A 17,362-nucleotide genomic window follows, 5' to 3' on the forward strand; every position below is an offset into this window, starting at 1 on the left:
GTCGCCGCGGGAATTGTTGGGATAACGCACCAATGGAGCGTTTCTTTAGAAGTTTGAAATCTGAGTGGATACCCGCTAGTGGTTATGGGAATTTTACAGAAGCAGATAAAGAGATCACAAATTACATCACTGGATACTACAGTGAGACCAGACCCCATCAATATAATGGTGGGTTAACGCCAAATGAGTCAGAACGTTTATATTGGAATGACTCTAAAACCGTGGCCAATTTTACTTGACCACTACATTAACGCCAAATGAGTCAGAACGTTTATATTGGAATGACTCTAAAACCGTGGCCAATTTTACTTGACCACTACACTCTTAACTAACATCATCAATGAGATAGAGTGAGATAGAGAGGAGATAGAGAGAGAGATAGAGAGGACAGCCATATCTTTTTGTGTTTTCTTGCCCTCTAGACTAGGCTTTAAGTTATCCTAATTTAGCCAGTACGGTGACTTGTGATGACTTCGGCTAGAAGACAATTAATTGATGCCAATGCAACGCCTTTCTATCATGTGATAAATCGCTGTGTTAGAAGGGCTTTTTTGTGTGGTGAGGATAAACTCACTGGTCGCAGTTACGAGCATCGACGTGGCTGGATTGTTGATAAAATCAAAGTCTTGTCCGCTATTTTTTGTATTGATATTTGTGCCTATGCGGTGATGAGTAATCACTATCATTTAGTGCTTAAAATTGATGTCGACAAGGCGAAATCGCTAACGCAAAAAGATATTATTCGCCGCTGGTGTCAAATCACTAAAGGCCATGCTGTCGCCACTAAGTATATGAATGGTGATGCTTTAATCGACGGTGAAGCGATGTTACTTGATGCATTTCTCGCCGAGTGGCATGAGCGACTGAGCAGTATCTCTTGGTTTATGCGCTGTTTAAATGAAGAAATTGCCCGTAAGGCCAATCGTGAAGATGAGTGTAAAGGTGCTTTTTGGGAAGGCCGTTTTAAGTCACAAGCCTTGTTAGATGAGCAAGCACTGCTGGCGTGCATGATGTATGTCGATTTAAATCCTATTCGAGCAGGGATTGCCGACTCTTTGCAATCCTCTGATTTTACATCGATTCAGGAGCGCGTGAATGCGCTTAATCCTCATAGCAACGCGCCCCAACTGGCCAAAACTACCGCAGATAACCTACAGCAAATACCACATAAAGCCCTCGCAAAATTTGATGGTTCAACACTTCAGAATCAGCAAACGGGTATTCCGTTTCATTTTGCTGATTATCTTGAGTTAATAGATTGGACGGGACGAGCCATTCGCCTTGATAAAAAAGGTTATATTGATAATCAGCTGCCAAAACTGCTCGATGAATTAGGCATTTCGTCCGATGCATGGCTCACTTCAGCCAAAGAGTTTCGCCGTCAATACAGTGGCATAAGTGGTCGATGGGATAGTATGTGCGAGTTTAAAAAGCAGCACAACAGCGGCAAATGGTGTAAAGGTAAAGCCTCAAGCCAAGCGTTACATCCTTAAGTTCATCGCTGCCCACGATTCAGCGCTTAGAATTATTTTTGTTTATCCGGAATGCAGAGAATTCCGTGCAAAACATAGCTCATTTCTGCCCAATAGAGTGGTGTCTATAATCGTTAAGATTAGATCTAGCCTTTAAAACCAACAGGTTACGCAAGCACTCGAAAGGCGTGCCATGATGATTAGCGAGACGACCGTCCGCCCCATGGACGGGGCGGTCGAGCATCCACGGATGGACTGGCTGCGAGTCGGTGAGTGAATGCCATGACAAGCCATTATGAATGGCTTGCAGCAACAGCTAAACATACAAAAGACTAAATTAACTGGTCATCCAACTCAATTTTCATAAAAAAACCAAATAAAAAGGCGGCCAGCGAAATTCGCCTTGCCGCCCCTATCCTTTATTACTTTCTAGCTTCAAGATGGCTTCTCAAAGTCTTTTATATTGCTAGAGATTTCAAGGCTATTCACTTCGAAAGGCATAACTAAACTTAAAGCCGTCTTGCCTCGATCACACTATCGACTTGGGTCAGTTTAGATAACACTCGCGATAAACCATCGAGGTTATAAAGCTCCAGTTCCAACTCAATCGCGGCGGTCTGATTTTTAGTGTCAGATGACGAGCTCATGGCTAATACATTGGATTTTTCGGCCGCCAGCACTGAGGTTAAGTCACGCAATAAACCACTGCGATCGTGGGCCAATACCCGCAAACGCATCCGATAACCGCCGGAGTAATTTTCGCCCCAGACCACATCGACACCGCGCTCTGGGTGAACCCGCATTAACTCTTTAACTTGTTCACAATCAGCGCGATGCACAGAAATGCCACGGCCTTTAGTGATAAAACCTAAGATTTCATCTCCGGGAACTGGCTGACAACAACGGGCGATATGGTTAAGCAAGTTACCCACACCGTTGACTTCAACCTGACCACGGCCACTGGAGGTCGGCTTATGTTGGCCTTTCTTAACTAATTCTTCGACCGCATCTTCTTCTGACACTTCGTCGAGTCGCAGACGGCTTTGAATATGGTTAACCACTTGATGCAGACGCACATCACCGCCGCCAATGGCCGCCAGTAAGTCATCCATGCTCGCCATATTAAAGCGCTCGACCGCGATGGCCGCGTCTTTAATTTTAAGGCTCACCCGCGCGAGTTCGGATTCAAGCATTTCTTTGCCGGCGACAATATTCTTGTCTCTGTCCTGCTGCTTAAACCAATGCTGGATTTTCGAACGCGCCCGCGAGGTACGGATATAACCTAAGTTAGGGTTAAGCCAGTCACGCTTAGGGTTGGGCTGTTTCGAGGTGATGATCTCGATACGCTCACCCGTTTCAACCTGATAGGTGAACGGCACAATACGGCCATCAACCTTAGCACCAATACATTTATGCCCCACTTGAGAGTGAATGTAATAGGCAAAGTCGAGCACGGTTGAGCCCAGTGGCAAGTCGACGACTTCACCGCTTGGGGTGAACACATAGACTCTATCTTCAAACACTTGGCTGCGCACTTCTTCGACCAAGTTGCCACTTTCGACCACGTCTTCCTGCCATTGCAGAATTTTACGCAGCCAGTTAATTTTTTCTTCGTAGCCGCTTTGCTTACCGGAATGATTGCCTTCTTTGTATTTCCAGTGGGCGGCCACACCCAGCTCTGCATCTTCATGCATGTCTTGGGTACGAATTTGAATTTCAACGGTTTTGCCCTCAGGCCCCACCACCACCGTATGAATCGATTGATAACCGTTAGGTTTTGGGTTAGCGACATAGTCGTCAAATTCCCGAGGAATATGGTGCCAAAGCGTATGCACCACACCTAACGCGCCATAACAATCCTGCAGACGTTCAGTCACGATACGCACGGCGCGCACGTCAAACAACTCATCAAATTTAAGGTGCTTGCCCTTCATCTTGCGCCAAATACTGTAGATATGTTTCGGCCGGCCGTAGACCTTAGCGCGAATTTGATCTTCATCTAATCTTTGTTGCAACTGACTGACAAACTTGTCGATAAAAACTTCACGATCCAGTCGTTTGCCATCTAATTGCCTAGCAATGTCTTTATAGGTATCAGGATGCAGATAGCGGAAAGAAATATCTTCCAGCTCCCACTTTAATTGACCAATACCCAAACGGTTAGCCAGCGGCGCGTAAATATCGGCAATTTCACGGGCCAGCAGCACGCGAGTTTCTTCGTCGGCATTTTTCACCGCCCGTAGTAAACACACACGCTCGGCAAGCTTAATCACCACAGCGCGCACATCTTCAACCATAGCCAATAACATGCGGCGGATATTGTCGATTTGCGGCTCGGTTGAACGACTATTAGGATTGATTTTCAAGGCGCCAATCGCGTTCATGGTCACGACACTCGCGACTAAACGCGCCAGCGGCTCACCAAATTTCTCTTGGATGGCTTCTTCGGTCAGTAACCCAGCATCGAGCACCACAAACAAAATTGCCGCTTGCAGGGTTTCAATGTCCATGTTTAGCGGTGCGAGGATTTCAATCATCTCTCGAGCACGTTCGAGCAGTTCTCTCTTCGCCGCAGGACTCTTGGCGGGTAAGGCGTCAATCTGCCCTATCAAAGAGAGTAGCATCTGCGCTTCATCGGCATGACCAACATAGCGAGCTACCCAATCTTCTAAGTGAAAATCGGGATCATTAAAGTGCGCTTCGCGAACAGAGACCATCTAATTTATTTCCTTATCCGTGCTCAGAGAGAAAGTGGGCACCACTTCAGCTCTCCTATCTTCAGCATTGGCGCGAACTTGTCAAACCCAACCGACGTAATAATCACATTTTTTACGTTATTCAAACGCTTTGCTTACTTTGCCAGCGCAAATTACTTGGTTAATTCAAACAGTGCCATGGCTTCGATATGGTGTGTTTGTGGGAACATGTCGATAAGTCCCAATTGCTGTAATCGGTAACCGCGCTCTAACAGTACTGCGCTATCGCGGGCCAAGCTTGCAGGATTACAAGATACATACACGACTTTGCGCGGCTTCATCTTCTTAAGCCATTGCAAGCTTTCAAATGCCCCCGCACGAGCGGGATCGAGCAGTAATTTATCAATCTTGCCCATCCAAGGCTCAAGGGATAAATCCGCACTTAAATCGCCGTGGTAAAAGGTCAGTTTATCCAGATTGTTAGCTTTCGCGTTCACCCGTGCCTGAGTCACCATTTCGGCAACCCCTTCGACGCCAATCACATCCGCGCCCATTTTCGCTAAGGGCAAACTGAAATTACCCATGCCGCAGAACAAATCCAAAATGCGCTCATCTGGCGCTGGCGCTAACCAATCCATCGCTTGAGCGACCATGGCCTTGTTAATCTGTCCGTTCACTTGCACAAAGTTACCGGGTGTGAAACTTAAGCTCACCGCATCCGACTGCGCATTTTCATCTAACAGTTGATAAACAGGTAACACTAACTCAGCGCCGACGCCTTGGAATAGCCCTTCGTTGTCCTGCAGACAAATATGGATCTGATGCAGCTCAGCAAAGGCTGACAACTTTGCGAGATCTTTATCGTTTAACGCCTTAGTGATCCGCAGCACAGCGAAGTGACCATTATCGGCGGCAATCAACTCAAGATGGCCTAAGCTGGCTTTAGCCGACAATTGGTTCAGTAACTTAGCAAAGGGTACGATCAAGTCCGATAACGGCTTAGCTAACACCAGACATTGACTGATTGGCACCACACTACTGCTACTGGCGGCGCGAAAGCCTAAACTTAAGTGCTTGGTATTTTTATCAAATAAAGTTGCAAGACGGGCGCGGCGACGATAATGCCAACCTTCACCCGTTAATGCGGGTGATAACGTGCCGCCTTCGGCACCGGCAAACTTAGCCATAATATCCAGCAACGCGGCTTCTTTATGCTCACGCTGACCCGATAATGACATATGCTGTAAGTCGCAGCCGCCGCAGGTGTGGTAGTGTGGACACTCAGGCTCAACGCGCTCAGGACTTGATGAATCGACTTTAATCAACTTGGCACGGGCATAATTTTTCTTTTGCTCGGTGAGCTGTACCGTTACGGTTTCATCGGGCAAAGCGCCAGGGATAAACACGACTTTACCTTGATGTTGTGCTATACCAGCACCTAAGTGATCGAGCTGTTCTACGCTCAGCGATAACTTAGCCGACAACTGTTTGGAACTATTTGGTTTTGCTTTAAAAAATTGCGCCATTTCGGCCTCTAAATCAATAAAATACTGGCAAAGACCGCCCTCTTTCTGGCAGTCTTATAAAATTATCTTAGTCTCTGTCACAGGAAACACCGCCGCTGCTATGAACCCTGTCAACAACATGACCAAATACAGCCTACGTTCTTGGGTTCTTGTGCTGGCGCTCGCGCCAACAATCTTGGTCGGTATCCTTCTGGGCAGCTACTTTACCATAAACCGTTTTTATGAGCTCGAAGATACGCTCGTCGAACAGGGCAGCAATATTATCGAGCCACTGTCGATTGCCAGTGAGATCGGCTTAGTGGCGAATGATCGCGAGGCGACCAAACGCTTACTCGCGGCGGCACAGCTCAACAAATCCACCTTAGTAAAATCCATCGCGATTTTCGATGCTAATAATCAACTCTTTGTGACCTCCCACTATCACAAAGACTTTGAGATTATGCGCTACAAAGAAGCACTCAACACGCTGCATAAAACCGAAATTGAACATGTGGACGACAGCCTTATTTTACGGACGCCCATTTTTGCCACAGGCCCCATTGCTGCTCCCGCTAATTACGATATCCAGACAGACGATGGTCATCTTTTAGGTTATATCTCGATAATAATCAATAAAGAACGCGCCTTGTTAGAGCAACATAGAGCCGCAGTCGCCGCCTTTATTATCGTGTTGATCGGCGTGCAGTTAAACCTGCTATTTACTTTCCGGCTAGTGAAAAACGTCACTCAGCCCATTACTGAAATGGTGCGCGTCGTCGCTAAAATCCGTGAAGGTAAATTGGACGCCCGCTTAGATGGCAACTTGATTGGTGAGCTGGACTTACTCAAACGCGGCATCAATGCCATGGCAGGTTCGTTGTCAGAATACCATGATGAGATGCAGCAAAATATCGACCAAGCGACGTCGGATCTGCGGGAAACCTTAGAGCAGATTGAAATCCAAAACGTCGAGCTGGATTTAGCTAAAAAACGCGCCCTAGAAGCCAGCCGAATTAAATCTGAATTCTTAGCGAATATGTCCCACGAGTTACGTACGCCGCTCAATGGCGTTATCGGTTTTGCTCGGCAATTAGTCAAAACACCATTGCATTCGAGCCAAGTCGATTACATCAAGACCATAGAACGCAGCGCCACTAACCTGCTGGGTATCATCAACGACATTCTCGACTTTTCTAAACTCGAAGCCGGTAAAATGGTGTTAGAAAACATGCCCTTCGGCCTTAGGGAAACCATAAGCGATACGATTACCTTGATCTCCGGCAGCGCCCAGGCCAAAGGCCTAGAACTCGTCGTCGATATCGCCCCCAACGTGCCCGACAATGTCAATGGCGATGCTATGCGCGTATGCCAAATCATCAATAACTTGGTTGGTAACGCGATTAAATTCACTGACTCTGGCAGCGTGATGGTCAAAATCGAACTGCAGAGCCAATCGGATGAACAAGTGGTACTGCGCTGTGATGTGGTCGACACAGGTATCGGCATCGATGAAAGCCAGCAGGACTTTTTATTTCAAGCCTTTGGCCAAGCAGACTCGTCGATTTCGCGCCGCTTTGGTGGCACCGGCTTAGGTTTAGTGATCACTAAACGTTTAGTGAATCAAATGGGTGGCCAAATCGGCTTTACTTCATCCCCAGAAAAAGGCTCAAACTTCTGGTTCAGTTTGCCGCTCGGCTTAGGTCAATTCCAAATCGGTGACTCACTGCCGCTCGAAAAACTCAAAGACAAAACCATACTGTTTTACGAACCGCGGGTACTCACCCACGCAGTATTAAGCCGCCAATTGAATCAATGGGATACAAAAGTCACCCATCATCAGCATATTCCAAGCTTGTTGACTACGCTCACCACGGCCGAAGCGCCATACGACTATGTTCTCTTGAGTTGCCATGGGTTTAGCGATTCAGCACAACTGGTAAGTACACTAAACTTAGCGAAGACCAAAACAGATTGCCTTATAGTGCTATACGATTGCCAAGAACAGGATGCCTTAACCCAATTTATTCGCCCGAATGCCGATGTGGTGTTGTCTCTGCCAGTCAGTGAGCATCAGCTTGCGCGCAACTTACTCTATCCACCGATGGAGTACGACATCATAGCCCCTGCGACAATATCAACGCCGGTTGCGCGCCAATCTTTAACCGTGCTCGCGGTAGATGATAACTTTGCCAACTTAAAACTGATTGATACTTTACTCAGCGAATTAGTGACGACTGTGGTTGCCGTCAACAGTGGTGATGAGGCAGTTAAACAGGCGAAGACTCGCACCTTCGACTTGATCTTTATGGATATCCAAATGCCTGGCACAGATGGCATTAGTGCCACGAAGCAAATTCGCCAAGGCTCGATGAACCGCAACACGCCGATAATTGCCGTGACAGCCCATGCCATTGCCGAAGAACGCGAACTGATTTTAGGCAGTGGTATGGACGGATATTTACCGAAACCTATTGATGAAGCGGCGCTCAAAGACATTATTCATCGCTGGATCACTCGACCTAAGTTCACCCATTTTGACCTGCATACGCTGAACTGGGATTTATGCTTAACCCAAGCCAATCACAAGGCCGATCTCGCCTTAGATATGCTCAGAATGTTGCTCGACTCATTGCCGCAAACCGTGGCGACGATTCAAACGGCGCTAAGTCAAAACGATCACCCTGTCATGCTCAGTACTATCCATAAGCTGCATGGTGCGAGCTGCTACTGCGGCGTGCCCACCACACAAAGGTTATGCCAAGAAATTGAATCAGCACTAAAACGTGAAACATCGGTTGAAGATCTCGAACCCGAAATACTAGAGTTACTTGATGAGTTAACTAAGGTAGAATCTGCGGCAAATCAAGTGATATCACAGCTATCAGCGGAAATAACAGATGACCAAAAAAACGGGCTTCTTTAAACGTCTCAAGGCGTTAACACTGCCACAAAAACAACTCTTTGCCACTGCACTTTGCCAACGTATGTTGCCCAACTATCAACTGTTTTCCGAAGTTTGTGAGTTTGGCGATCCTACTGTGTTGAGTACCGCATTAGAACTATTGTGGCAATCCCAGTACGACTCCAAGCTCAAATTCAATGTCGATGTGCATCTGCAACGCTTGGAAGATAACACCCCAGATCCTGCTGATTTTGAAGCCTATGGCGTCTACCCTGCTATGGATGCAGTGGTCGCCATATCGACCTTACTGGGTGCGATTCAAGGCAAAATTGAAGAAGACATAGTCAATATCAGCAAATTGTCATCCAGCACAGTGGCTAACTACATCGAAGCGATCAGCGATGTCGATTTGGTGGATGAAGCATTAGATGATTTCGTTTTCGCCCATGAAGTCATGGAAGAAGAGAAAGAATTACAAAATTCTCTGCTGGAAATTATTGAAGAAAATCCGAAGATCACTGCAGAACTGGTCAAAGGTTTACGCAAAGACATTATCGAAGCTGGCGTATCAAATATCGGTATCAGCGTCGCTTAATTGATAGGGGTGCTTGGGGTTACTCAAGCACCTATTATCCATGCAGAATAAGAAAGGGATCATCGTTTTACACCCTCACCAACGAATCCCGTCAAAGATATCCAGTTGCTATAAATAGCATCAATAAAGATTGAGTTATTCCAATGAGAAAGATTGTTTATCAAGGATTTATCTTAACCAATAGCGAAGGACGCACCGACAGTTGGAAACTGACCATCAAAGATCAACAGCGTATCGGTTCTTTATTTGAACTACGGCGTTTAGTGGGATACTTCTTAGAACTCGGCATACTGCCCGCGACACGCTCCAGCCTGCAAGACGCAAAACAAACGCAAAACACCATGAGCAAAAACACCGTAAAACCTAAAAGACGCTAAAAATCAGTTCCCTTATTAAAGAATAACTCGGTTAAATCAACGCATAGAGAATAACTCTGGCGCCTTTGACTGCATAAACTCAATAAAGACTCTTACCTTTAGCGGCTGCTGGCTGCGCTGATGATATAAAATCGAAATTCGCCTCTGTTCGCCAATCCATTCAGGCAGTAATACTTTGAGTTTTCCCTCTTTAATCTGCTGTTTTACAAATAGTTCAGGACCATACAAGATCCCGCCATGGCCTAAGGTCGCCTGAATCGCTCCGTGTAAATCCGTGAGGGTGAGCTTAGTCGGGCCATTAAAATAAAAAGACTCGCCGCTTGGATGCTTTAAATGCCAATTAAACAGCGGCCAGACTTTTATCAGTTGATGGGCTTCAAGATCATCGGGATGCTCAAGTTTAGGTGCCTGAGCCAAATATTCTGGTGTGGCAAACAGGCAATAGTCGAGCTCGCCTAAGGTACTCGACACCCAAGAAGAATCAGGCTGAGCACCGCCAACAATCGCCACATCTATGCCTTTGTCGATCAAATCGACTAACTCATTGCTCTGGGAAATGTGCAAACGGATATCTGGATACAAACGGCCAAACTCATTCAATGCCTGAATAAACACAATGGAAATAATCGAAATCGGCGCGGCGATGCGTAAGGTTCCCTCGGGTTTATCACTGCCTAAACCACTTAGTTCATCAAATTGAGCAACCACACTCTGGTAGCGTTGAAAGAGCGCCAGCCCTTCCTCTGTCAATCGTAACTTGCGGGTGCTGCGCATAAAGAGCTGTTTATCGAGCTTCTCTTCCAACTTCGCTAACTTGCGGCTCACAGTGGCGATGGGCATATCGAGCTCCTTCGCCGCCTGCGAAAAACTGCCCGCATTGACTAAATGCACAAAAAGATAGACAAGTTGTAGTTCAGCGCCTAAATCATCACTCATTGCATATCCTAATTTCACATATTGGGTATTGACGTTAAAACGCTAAATTCACTAAGTGATTGTGTTTTAAATCATTGAATTATTCACTTATACGACCATAGCGCAATAGCCTTAGATTGAAATGGTATGTTATTTTGTGGCGAGTTTTACTGCGCTGGCGCTAAATCTGGCTCTAAAGTGACATAAAAAGAAGCAAGTGCTGTAACTCTGTCCACCAAGAATCATAGCGACAGTAAAATGACGACGGTGGGCGAGTTTATTCAAATTTAATCGTAAGGATGAGTGAGGGAAATGACCATTTTAACCCCTCTGTTTGCCGTCTTCGGGATCATGTTGCTCGGTACACTAGTGCAAAAACTAAAACTCTTGCCCGTCGATACGGATCAAGTGCTAAACCAATATGTCTACTATATTGCGTTCCCTGCAATCATGCTTATCGCCCTCGCCCAGCAGCCGATTGACGAGATTTTGCAATGGGGATTTATTGCGGGCTACAGCACAGCTATGGTAATCACTTATCTTGTCTGCCTTGGGCTATCGCTGATCGCTAACCCTAAACAGCATGCGGTTGCCGCTATTCGAGCCCTCAATGCCACCTTTGGTAATACGGCATTTATTGGTATTCCACTGCTCATCATCCTCTTTCCGCAGCAACAAAGTGCCTTAGTCGCCGCCGCGATTGCCAGCTTATTATCCGTGCTGATGTTTGCCGTCGCCTTAGTCTCGATGGAACTGGCCACTAACACCCAAAGACAACACCACGCCTTAGTCATAATGGCGATGGCGGTCGGTAAAAACCCTATCGTTATTGGTAGCTTAATTGGCGTCGGCATTTCGGCGCTAGAGATAAAACTGCCGTCAGGGCTGGCGCTAATGATCCAGCAAATAGGCAATACCTCAAGCCCCTGCGCCCTATTTGCTATCGGCATGGTACTCGCCAAAGCGATGCGCTACCAGAAAGATAGCAGCGTATTTAGCCCCAAGAATTTTATCGAACTGAGCCTTATCAACCTCTTCAAGCTGGCTATCCAACCTGCACTCGTCTACTTTATGCTTAACCGTTTTGGAGTAAGTGGTGACTACCTGATCATGGGCGTGATCTTGAGCGCACTGCCCACCGCGGCTAGCGTGTACTTACTTGCCCAGCGTTATAACACTCAGGCTTCAACCAGTGCTCAAGGCATTCTATTTGGCACCTTAGTCACTTTCTTCAGTTTACCTATCTTAGAAAGCTTAGTAAGAACCTATGCATAATCAGTTAATTAAAAATATTTACTACCGATAATGCCGATTATTTACCCAAGCCACTTTACTGTATATAAAATCAGTATATACTGTTTATCAATACAGTGGTTTGGTATGTTTTTCGACAGGAATTCACTATGCTTTGCCAACTCAGCATTAATAACTTCGCTATCGTCCGTTTTTTAGAACTGGATTTTCGCCCCGGTATGACCAGCATCACAGGTGAAACTGGTGCGGGTAAATCGATTGCCATCGATGCGCTAGGCCTATGCCTAGGCAATCGCGCCGATGCCAGCAGTGTTCGTCCCGGAGCCAATAAAACCGAGGTCAGCGCCCGCTTTTCCTTGGATGATATTCCATTGGCGAAACGTTGGTTAGAAGATAACGATCTTGAACTCGATGATGAATGCATACTACGTCGGACCATTGGTAGCGATGGCCGTTCACGCGCCTACATCAATGGGAATCCAGTGCCGCTGACGCAACTCAAATTACTGGGTCAGTTGCTCATCGGTATTCACGGCCAACATGCGCACCATGCGATGTTAAAAAGTGAACATCAACTCACCCTGCTCGACAGTTATGCCAACCACAGATTACTTATCGATACGGTTGCCGCCAGCTTTCAACGCTGCAAGCAAATTGAGGCTGACCTAAAACAACTCGAAGCCTCACAGCATGAACGTATTGCCCGTAAGCAATTAGTGCAATATCAAGTAGAAGAACTCGATGAGTTTGATCTTAAAGTTGATGAGTTCGATGAAATTGAGCAAGAGCACAAACGCTTAGCCAATGGCACTGAGTTGATTGACACCTGTCAAGCGAGCTTAGATATACTCACTGAAGGCGAAGAGAACAACATAGAGTCGTTGCTCAATCGAGTCGTTTCCCTCGCCGAAGATCTGCAAAGCTACGATCCTGCATTAAGCAATATCAACACAATGCTCAATGATGCCTTAATCCAAGTGCAAGAAAGTGCCGGCGAATTACAGCACTATTTGAGTAAGCTTGAACTCGATCCAACCCACTTTGCCTATTTAGAAGAACGGCTATCAAAAGCCATGCAACTGGCGCGTAAGCATCATGTTAGCCCGAATAAACTGGCCGAGCATCATTTAGCATTAAAGGCTGAGCTAAGCACCTTAGACAGTGATGAAAGTAAACTTGAAGAAATTCAGCTTCAAGTCGAGGCAAGTAGAGCCGCTTATCTTAGCAATGCGCAAAAGCTCAGCCAAAGCCGTGCCCGCTATGCTAAAGAACTCGACAAACTGGTGACTCAGTCAATCCACGAACTGAATATGCCTAAGGGTAAATTTACGATCGAAGTCAATTTCCACCCCGAGCAAATGTCAGCCAATGGCAGTGACAATATCGAATTTATGGTAACCACTAACCCTGGCCAACCTTTGCAACCGATTTCGAAAGTCGCGTCTGGCGGTGAGCTCTCACGGATAGGGCTAGGGATCCAAGTGATTACCGCGAAGAAAGTTGCCACACCGACATTAATTTTCGATGAGGTGGATGTCGGGATTTCCGGCCCCACCGCAGCAGTGGTGGGCCGCATGTTACGCAGCTTAGGGGAATCGACCCAAGTACTGTGCGTGACTCACTTGCCGCAAGTTGCGGGCAATGGTCATCAACACATGTTTGTCGATAAATTTAATAAGGCAGGCAGTACTGAGACCACAATGAAATCGCTCGATCGTGAGCAGCGTATCCAAGAGCTTGCAAGACTGTTAGGTGGCGATACTATCACCAGCAATACCCTCGCGAACGCAAGGGAACTGCTGCAATAGTAGTATGAATCAGATAACGAATGAGATCGCTAACCGCTTGAATCTACACACTCTATATCACAAGCTAAGGGGCTATATCAAAGCTAAGAATTAGTTGTTGGTCATGCTAACTAACATGTCAGGTTAACTATCATGTTAGGTTAGCGATAATGTTAGCTAACACACCAGACTAGCCCTTGCAGACAAATAAACGAAAACACGCCCGCTAAGACATCGTCAATCATAATGCCAAAGCCACCATGAACTTTGGCATCGAGCCATCGAATAGGCCAAGGCTTGATGATGTCGAAAAAGCGAAATAGACCAAAGCCGACTAACAACCAACCCCAACCTGCTGGTGCCGCTATCATAGTGATCAGTAGCCCAACCACTTCATCCCACACAATCGCACCGTGATCGTGAACACCCATATCTTGAGCGGCTTTACCGCAGATATAAAATCCCGCAAATGCGCTCAATAAGGTTAAGCCGATATACCAAGTGAGCGGTAATGGCGCCATCAATAAATAGAGGGGAACTGCGGCCAAAGTACCGAAGGTGCCAGGCGCTTTAGCGGCGAGCCCGCTACCGAAACCGAGTGCCAAAAAGTGGACAGGATTTTTTAATGACAGGCGCGTTAGCACCTGATCCTTTGACAACCATTTCATTAACATGCTCTTCGCTTAAAAGTGCTCGAAACCGTGATACGGCGGCGTAAACGGCTCACCATCAAGTTGCAACTTGAGCTTACTACCTGCACAAATTTGTCCAACGCGAACAAACTTTGCTCCTGCATGGCTCAACGCTGTCTCAAGCGCACCTTTTTGCGCTTCAGGAACGGTGAACAGCAGTTCATAATCTTCGCCCCCCGTAAGCGCATAACCTAAGGCATGCTCCTCGCTGACGGTATCTTGCATCGCGCGTGAAAGCGGGATGCAATTAACATCCACCACAGCACCAACTGCCGAAGCCTTAAGCACATGACCGATATCCGAGATAAACCCGTCGGAAAGATCGATTGCACTGGAGGCAAGCGAACGCAAAGCTTGACCCGCTAAGACTCTTGGTGTTGGACGATAATGGCGATTAATCAGGAATTCTTTATGCTCGGCTCTGGCCTGTTGCGCGCCGCGAATGATATCCAGACCTAAGGCCGAATCTCCGAGCGTGCCCGTGACATAAATCCAATCACCCGCTTTAGCACCATGACGCGTGAGTGCCTTACCCTGTGGGACTTGGCCGTGCACTGTGATATTAATAGCCCGTGGACCACGAGTCGTATCGCCGCCAATTAAGGCGATGCCATAGTAATCGGCCGCTTCAAATAAACCTTCACTAAAACCACTTAGCCAAGTCTCATCGACTTCGGGTAGTGTTAAGGCAAGCGTCATCCACGCGGGTTCAGCGCCCATGGCAGCCAGATCAGATAAATTTACCGCTAAAGCTTTGTAACCTAAGGCAGCGGGAGGCATATCGGGGAAGAAATGGACATTTTCAACTAAGGTATCACAGGAGATAGCGATCGACTTGTTTTCTGCAGGTTGCACTAAAGCGCAATCGTCACCGATGCCAAGCTTCACATCACGGCGAGTGGGGCCGCGGTTGCTAAAATAACATTCAATTAATTGGAATTCTTTCACTGTACAGTTTGGCACGACTTACATCGGCCACCTTTGTTAGCAATGAAAAACGGTATCCTAAGATACCGTTTGTCTTTATTACTTGCGTGCAACCAGTTTGTCGAGCAGTCCGTTCACAAACTTATGACTCTCGTCCGCACCGAAAGCTTTTGCCAACTCAATCGCTTCGTTAATCGCGACCTTGTATGGCACATCTTTACGGAAAGTCAGCTCATAGGTCGCTAAACGAACTATGGCTTTCTCTACTGGAGACACTTCATCAATCGGGCGTTCCAGATGCGGGATGATCAGCTCATCCAATTGGGTTTTCTTCGTTGCAACGCCTGAAAATAGCTCACGAAAATAAGCTACATCAACACCGTCGAGACTTTGTTCAGTTAAAAACTCATGCTCGACATCGGCAATATTATTCCCGCTTAGTTGCCATGAATAGATGGCTTGAACGGCTAAACGGCGGGCCTTGCGGCGCTCAGAAGGCTTCATTATTTTTCCTACTATAACAACTGTTGTTCAAGTTCTTGCAGAACATTGACCATTTCAAGCAGGCTTAAAGCAGCTTCGCCGCCTTTGTTACCCGCTTTGGTACCTGAACGTTCAATCGCTTGTTCAATGGTATCAGTGGTCAAAACACCGAAAGCAACAGGCAGATCAAATTCTAAAGCAACTTGAGCTAGACCTTTATTACATTCGCCTGCAACAAAATCAAAATGAGGAGTACCACCACGGATCACCGCACCTAATGCGATAATACCGTCGAATTTACCACTGGCAGCTACGCGACGCGCAGCTAGCGGCAACTCAACCGCACCTGGTACACGGACAACAGTGATATTGTCGTCGCTGACTTGGCCAAAACGTTTCAGCGTGTCAAGTGCACCTTCAAGCAAGCTCTCAACTAAAAAGCTGTTGAAACGCGAAATTACAATCGCAACTTTGGCATTTTTCGCTTCGATATTACCTTGAACTACGTTCATTATCTTACCTAATTTAGCTAAAGCACCCAGCTCGGGGCGAAAAGTGGCGACATGATATCACAGCCAATTGCCCAGAGCCCTATGCAAATTATCAGAAATTGTTAATTTTACTTCAGTGTAACTTTGGGTTTCAGTCCGCCACATACTCAGTCACTTCAAGGCCAAAGCCTGAAAGTGAATGGTAGCGTTTAGGCGAGCTGAGCAGACGCATCTTAGTCACGCCAAGGCTAGCGAGGATTTGCGAACCCACACCCACACGGCGCGACGTCCCCTGCCATTTTGCAGAAGCAGGCGCTTGACCTTGATCTTCGGCTTCAAAGGCTTTCACCTTAGAAAGGATTTCACAGGGATGTTCTTGATTCCCGAGTAAAACCAATACGCCACCTTCTGCAGAAATACGCTCCATCGCCTTTTCGAGTGGCCAGCTGCGTTGCTGATCGCGCTCTGAGTGGAGTAAATCGTTGAAGGTATTTTGCAAATGCACGCGCACCAAACAATCTTCTTTCACCTCACCTTTGACTAAGGCAAAGTGCAGTTGATTGTCGATAGTGTCTCTGAAGGTCACCATGTCGAACTCACCGAAACGGGTCGGTAATTTGCATTTAGCTTCACGCACAACCGTGGTTTCTTTGGTGTTGCGATACTCGATTAAAGCCGCGATAGTGCCGATTTTGATGCCATGCAACTCGGAGAAAATCTCCAAATCTGGGCGACGTGCCATAGTGCCGTCTTCGTTCAAAATCTCAACGATAACGCCCGATGGCTCAAGTCCCGCAAGACGGGCTAAATCACAGCCTGCTTCAGTGTGGCCTGCGCGGGTTAATACGCCGCCGTCCTGCGCCATTAACGGGAAGATATGCCCAGGTTGCACTAAATCAGACGCTTTAGCCTCTTTAGCCACTGCCGCTTTCACCGTTACAGCGCGATCGTGGGCCGAAATACCGGTAGTCACACCCTCCGCCGCTTCAATAGAAACCGTAAAGTTAGTCGAGAACTGGGCGTTATTATTCGTCACCATTAAGGGGAGATTTAACTGCTGGCAACGGGCTTTAGTCATGGTCTGGCAAATAAGCCCACGGCCATATTTCGCCATAAAGTTAATCGCTTCTGGCGTGACCATTTCGGCCGCCATGATCAAATCACCTTCGTTTTCTCTGTCTTCGTCATCCATCAAAATAACCATTTTGCCTTGACGAATATCTTCGATGATCTCTTCTATACTGTGCAGCGCCATTGTAGGACCTT

The 17,362-nt window shown here is 46.8% G+C and carries 15 protein-coding genes; 7 read left to right on the forward strand and 8 right to left on the reverse strand.

What is annotated here, in order from left to right; translation table 11 throughout:
* Together L5M10_RS09870 and L5M10_RS09875 are read left to right on the forward strand one after the other, a co-directional pair.
* The coding region (locus L5M10_RS09870; protein ID WP_263146819.1) for an integrase core domain-containing protein at positions 1-239 on the forward strand (239 nt) is incomplete at its 5' end.
* A 228-nt stretch (positions 240-467) separates the two neighbouring features.
* Entirely contained in the window at positions 468-1,493 is a 1,026-nt protein-coding gene (locus tag L5M10_RS09875) for a transposase (protein WP_263147011.1), read from the forward strand.
* 488 nt (positions 1,494-1,981) lie between these two features.
* Here L5M10_RS09875 and relA read toward each other — a convergent pair whose 3' ends face one another.
* Together relA and rlmD are read right to left on the reverse strand one after the other, a co-directional pair.
* Positions 1,982-4,189 (reverse strand): GTP diphosphokinase, encoded by a 2,208-nt coding sequence (gene relA, locus L5M10_RS09880; protein ID WP_263147008.1) that lies wholly within the window; start codon positions 4,187-4,189, stop codon positions 1,982-1,984.
* A 152-nt stretch (positions 4,190-4,341) separates the two neighbouring features.
* Positions 4,342-5,694, reverse strand: coding sequence for a 23S rRNA (uracil(1939)-C(5))-methyltransferase RlmD (gene rlmD / locus L5M10_RS09885; protein WP_263147004.1), 1,353 nt, complete (start codon positions 5,692-5,694; stop codon positions 4,342-4,344).
* Between the two features lie 100 nt (positions 5,695-5,794).
* On the opposite strand from rlmD, the gene barA reads away from it, so the two are divergent.
* The 3 genes from barA to L5M10_RS09900 all read left to right on the forward strand — a co-directional run bounded on the left by barA (position 5,795) and on the right by L5M10_RS09900 (position 9,547).
* Complete coding sequence (gene barA, locus L5M10_RS09890) at positions 5,795-8,596, forward strand: two-component sensor histidine kinase BarA (protein WP_105251754.1); 2,802 nt, start codon at positions 5,795-5,797, stop codon at positions 8,594-8,596.
* Positions 8,571-9,170, forward strand: a complete 600-nt coding sequence (locus L5M10_RS09895) for a YjaG family protein (RefSeq protein ID WP_028761381.1) — start codon at positions 8,571-8,573, stop codon at positions 9,168-9,170. Before barA ends, L5M10_RS09895 begins: the two co-directional genes overlap by 26 nt.
* A gap of 143 nt (positions 9,171-9,313) precedes the next feature.
* Entirely contained in the window at positions 9,314-9,547 is a 234-nt protein-coding gene (locus L5M10_RS09900; protein ID WP_131523583.1) for a DUF3319 domain-containing protein, read from the forward strand.
* 36 nt (positions 9,548-9,583) lie between these two features.
* Here the strand turns inward: L5M10_RS09900 and lldR are convergent, their stop codons facing one another.
* Complete coding sequence (lldR, locus tag L5M10_RS09905; protein WP_105251752.1) at positions 9,584-10,483, reverse strand: LysR family transcriptional regulator LldR; 900 nt, start codon at positions 10,481-10,483, stop codon at positions 9,584-9,586.
* A gap of 291 nt (positions 10,484-10,774) precedes the next feature.
* Between lldR and L5M10_RS09910 the strand changes: the two genes are divergently transcribed.
* Both L5M10_RS09910 and recN read left to right on the forward strand, forming a co-directional pair.
* A complete protein-coding gene (locus L5M10_RS09910) occupies positions 10,775-11,737 on the forward strand; it encodes an AEC family transporter (protein WP_263146999.1) in 963 nt (320 codons plus the stop codon).
* Between the two features lie 128 nt (positions 11,738-11,865).
* Complete coding sequence (gene recN / locus L5M10_RS09915; protein ID WP_131523581.1) at positions 11,866-13,524, forward strand: DNA repair protein RecN; 1,659 nt, start codon at positions 11,866-11,868, stop codon at positions 13,522-13,524.
* Between the two features lie 152 nt (positions 13,525-13,676).
* Here recN and L5M10_RS09920 read toward each other — a convergent pair whose 3' ends face one another.
* The 5 genes from L5M10_RS09920 to ribBA form a co-directional block, all read right to left on the reverse strand.
* Positions 13,677-14,171: a phosphatidylglycerophosphatase A gene (locus L5M10_RS09920; RefSeq protein ID WP_263146996.1), complete on the reverse strand. Its 495-nt coding sequence runs from the start codon at positions 14,169-14,171 to the stop codon at positions 13,677-13,679.
* 15 nt (positions 14,172-14,186) lie between these two features.
* Positions 14,187-15,143: a thiamine-phosphate kinase gene (thiL, locus tag L5M10_RS09925; RefSeq protein ID WP_263255224.1), complete on the reverse strand. Its 957-nt coding sequence runs from the start codon at positions 15,141-15,143 to the stop codon at positions 14,187-14,189.
* A gap of 78 nt (positions 15,144-15,221) precedes the next feature.
* Positions 15,222-15,626 (reverse strand): transcription antitermination factor NusB, encoded by a 405-nt coding sequence (nusB, locus tag L5M10_RS09930; RefSeq protein ID WP_006082638.1) that lies wholly within the window; start codon positions 15,624-15,626, stop codon positions 15,222-15,224.
* Between the two features lie 11 nt (positions 15,627-15,637).
* A complete protein-coding gene (gene ribE, locus L5M10_RS09935) occupies positions 15,638-16,117 on the reverse strand; it encodes a 6,7-dimethyl-8-ribityllumazine synthase (protein ID WP_006082639.1) in 480 nt (159 codons plus the stop codon).
* A 130-nt stretch (positions 16,118-16,247) separates the two neighbouring features.
* Positions 16,248-17,351 carry a bifunctional 3,4-dihydroxy-2-butanone-4-phosphate synthase/GTP cyclohydrolase II gene (ribBA, locus tag L5M10_RS09940; RefSeq protein WP_028761388.1) on the reverse strand — a complete coding sequence of 368 codons (1,104 nt, stop codon included), beginning with the start codon at positions 17,349-17,351 and terminating at the stop codon, positions 16,248-16,250.
* Between the last annotated feature and the right edge of the window lie 11 nt (positions 17,352-17,362).

Source organism: Shewanella sp. SM32, assembly GCF_025654235.1.
In the GTDB taxonomy this organism is placed as follows: Bacteria; Pseudomonadota; Gammaproteobacteria; order Enterobacterales; family Shewanellaceae; genus Shewanella; species Shewanella oncorhynchi.

Excerpts from the sequence above, each read along its gene's own strand:
- L5M10_RS09920 (WP_263146996.1), bottom strand. The coding sequence starts at position 14,171 with ATGAAATGGTTGTCAAAGGATCAGGTGCTAACGCGCCTGTCATTAAAA.
- nusB (WP_006082638.1), bottom strand. The coding sequence starts at position 15,626 with ATGAAGCCTTCTGAGCGCCGCAAGGCCCGCCGTTTAGCCGTTCAAGCC.
- relA (WP_263147008.1), bottom strand. The coding sequence starts at position 4,189 with ATGGTCTCTGTTCGCGAAGCGCACTTTAATGATCCCGATTTTCACTTA.
- rlmD (WP_263147004.1), bottom strand. The coding sequence starts at position 5,694 with ATGGCGCAATTTTTTAAAGCAAAACCAAATAGTTCCAAACAGTTGTCG.
- ribE (WP_006082639.1), bottom strand. The coding sequence starts at position 16,117 with ATGAACGTAGTTCAAGGTAATATCGAAGCGAAAAATGCCAAAGTTGCG.
- L5M10_RS09875 (WP_263147011.1), top strand. The coding sequence starts at position 468 with ATGACTTCGGCTAGAAGACAATTAATTGATGCCAATGCAACGCCTTTC.
- L5M10_RS09910 (WP_263146999.1), top strand. The coding sequence starts at position 10,775 with ATGACCATTTTAACCCCTCTGTTTGCCGTCTTCGGGATCATGTTGCTC.
- L5M10_RS09895 (WP_028761381.1), top strand. The coding sequence starts at position 8,571 with ATGACCAAAAAAACGGGCTTCTTTAAACGTCTCAAGGCGTTAACACTG.
- lldR (WP_105251752.1), bottom strand. The coding sequence starts at position 10,483 with ATGAGTGATGATTTAGGCGCTGAACTACAACTTGTCTATCTTTTTGTG.
- barA (WP_105251754.1), top strand. The coding sequence starts at position 5,795 with ATGAACCCTGTCAACAACATGACCAAATACAGCCTACGTTCTTGGGTT.
- ribBA (WP_028761388.1), bottom strand. The coding sequence starts at position 17,351 with ATGGCGCTGCACAGTATAGAAGAGATCATCGAAGATATTCGTCAAGGC.
- L5M10_RS09900 (WP_131523583.1), top strand. The coding sequence starts at position 9,314 with ATGAGAAAGATTGTTTATCAAGGATTTATCTTAACCAATAGCGAAGGA.
- recN (WP_131523581.1), top strand. The coding sequence starts at position 11,866 with ATGCTTTGCCAACTCAGCATTAATAACTTCGCTATCGTCCGTTTTTTA.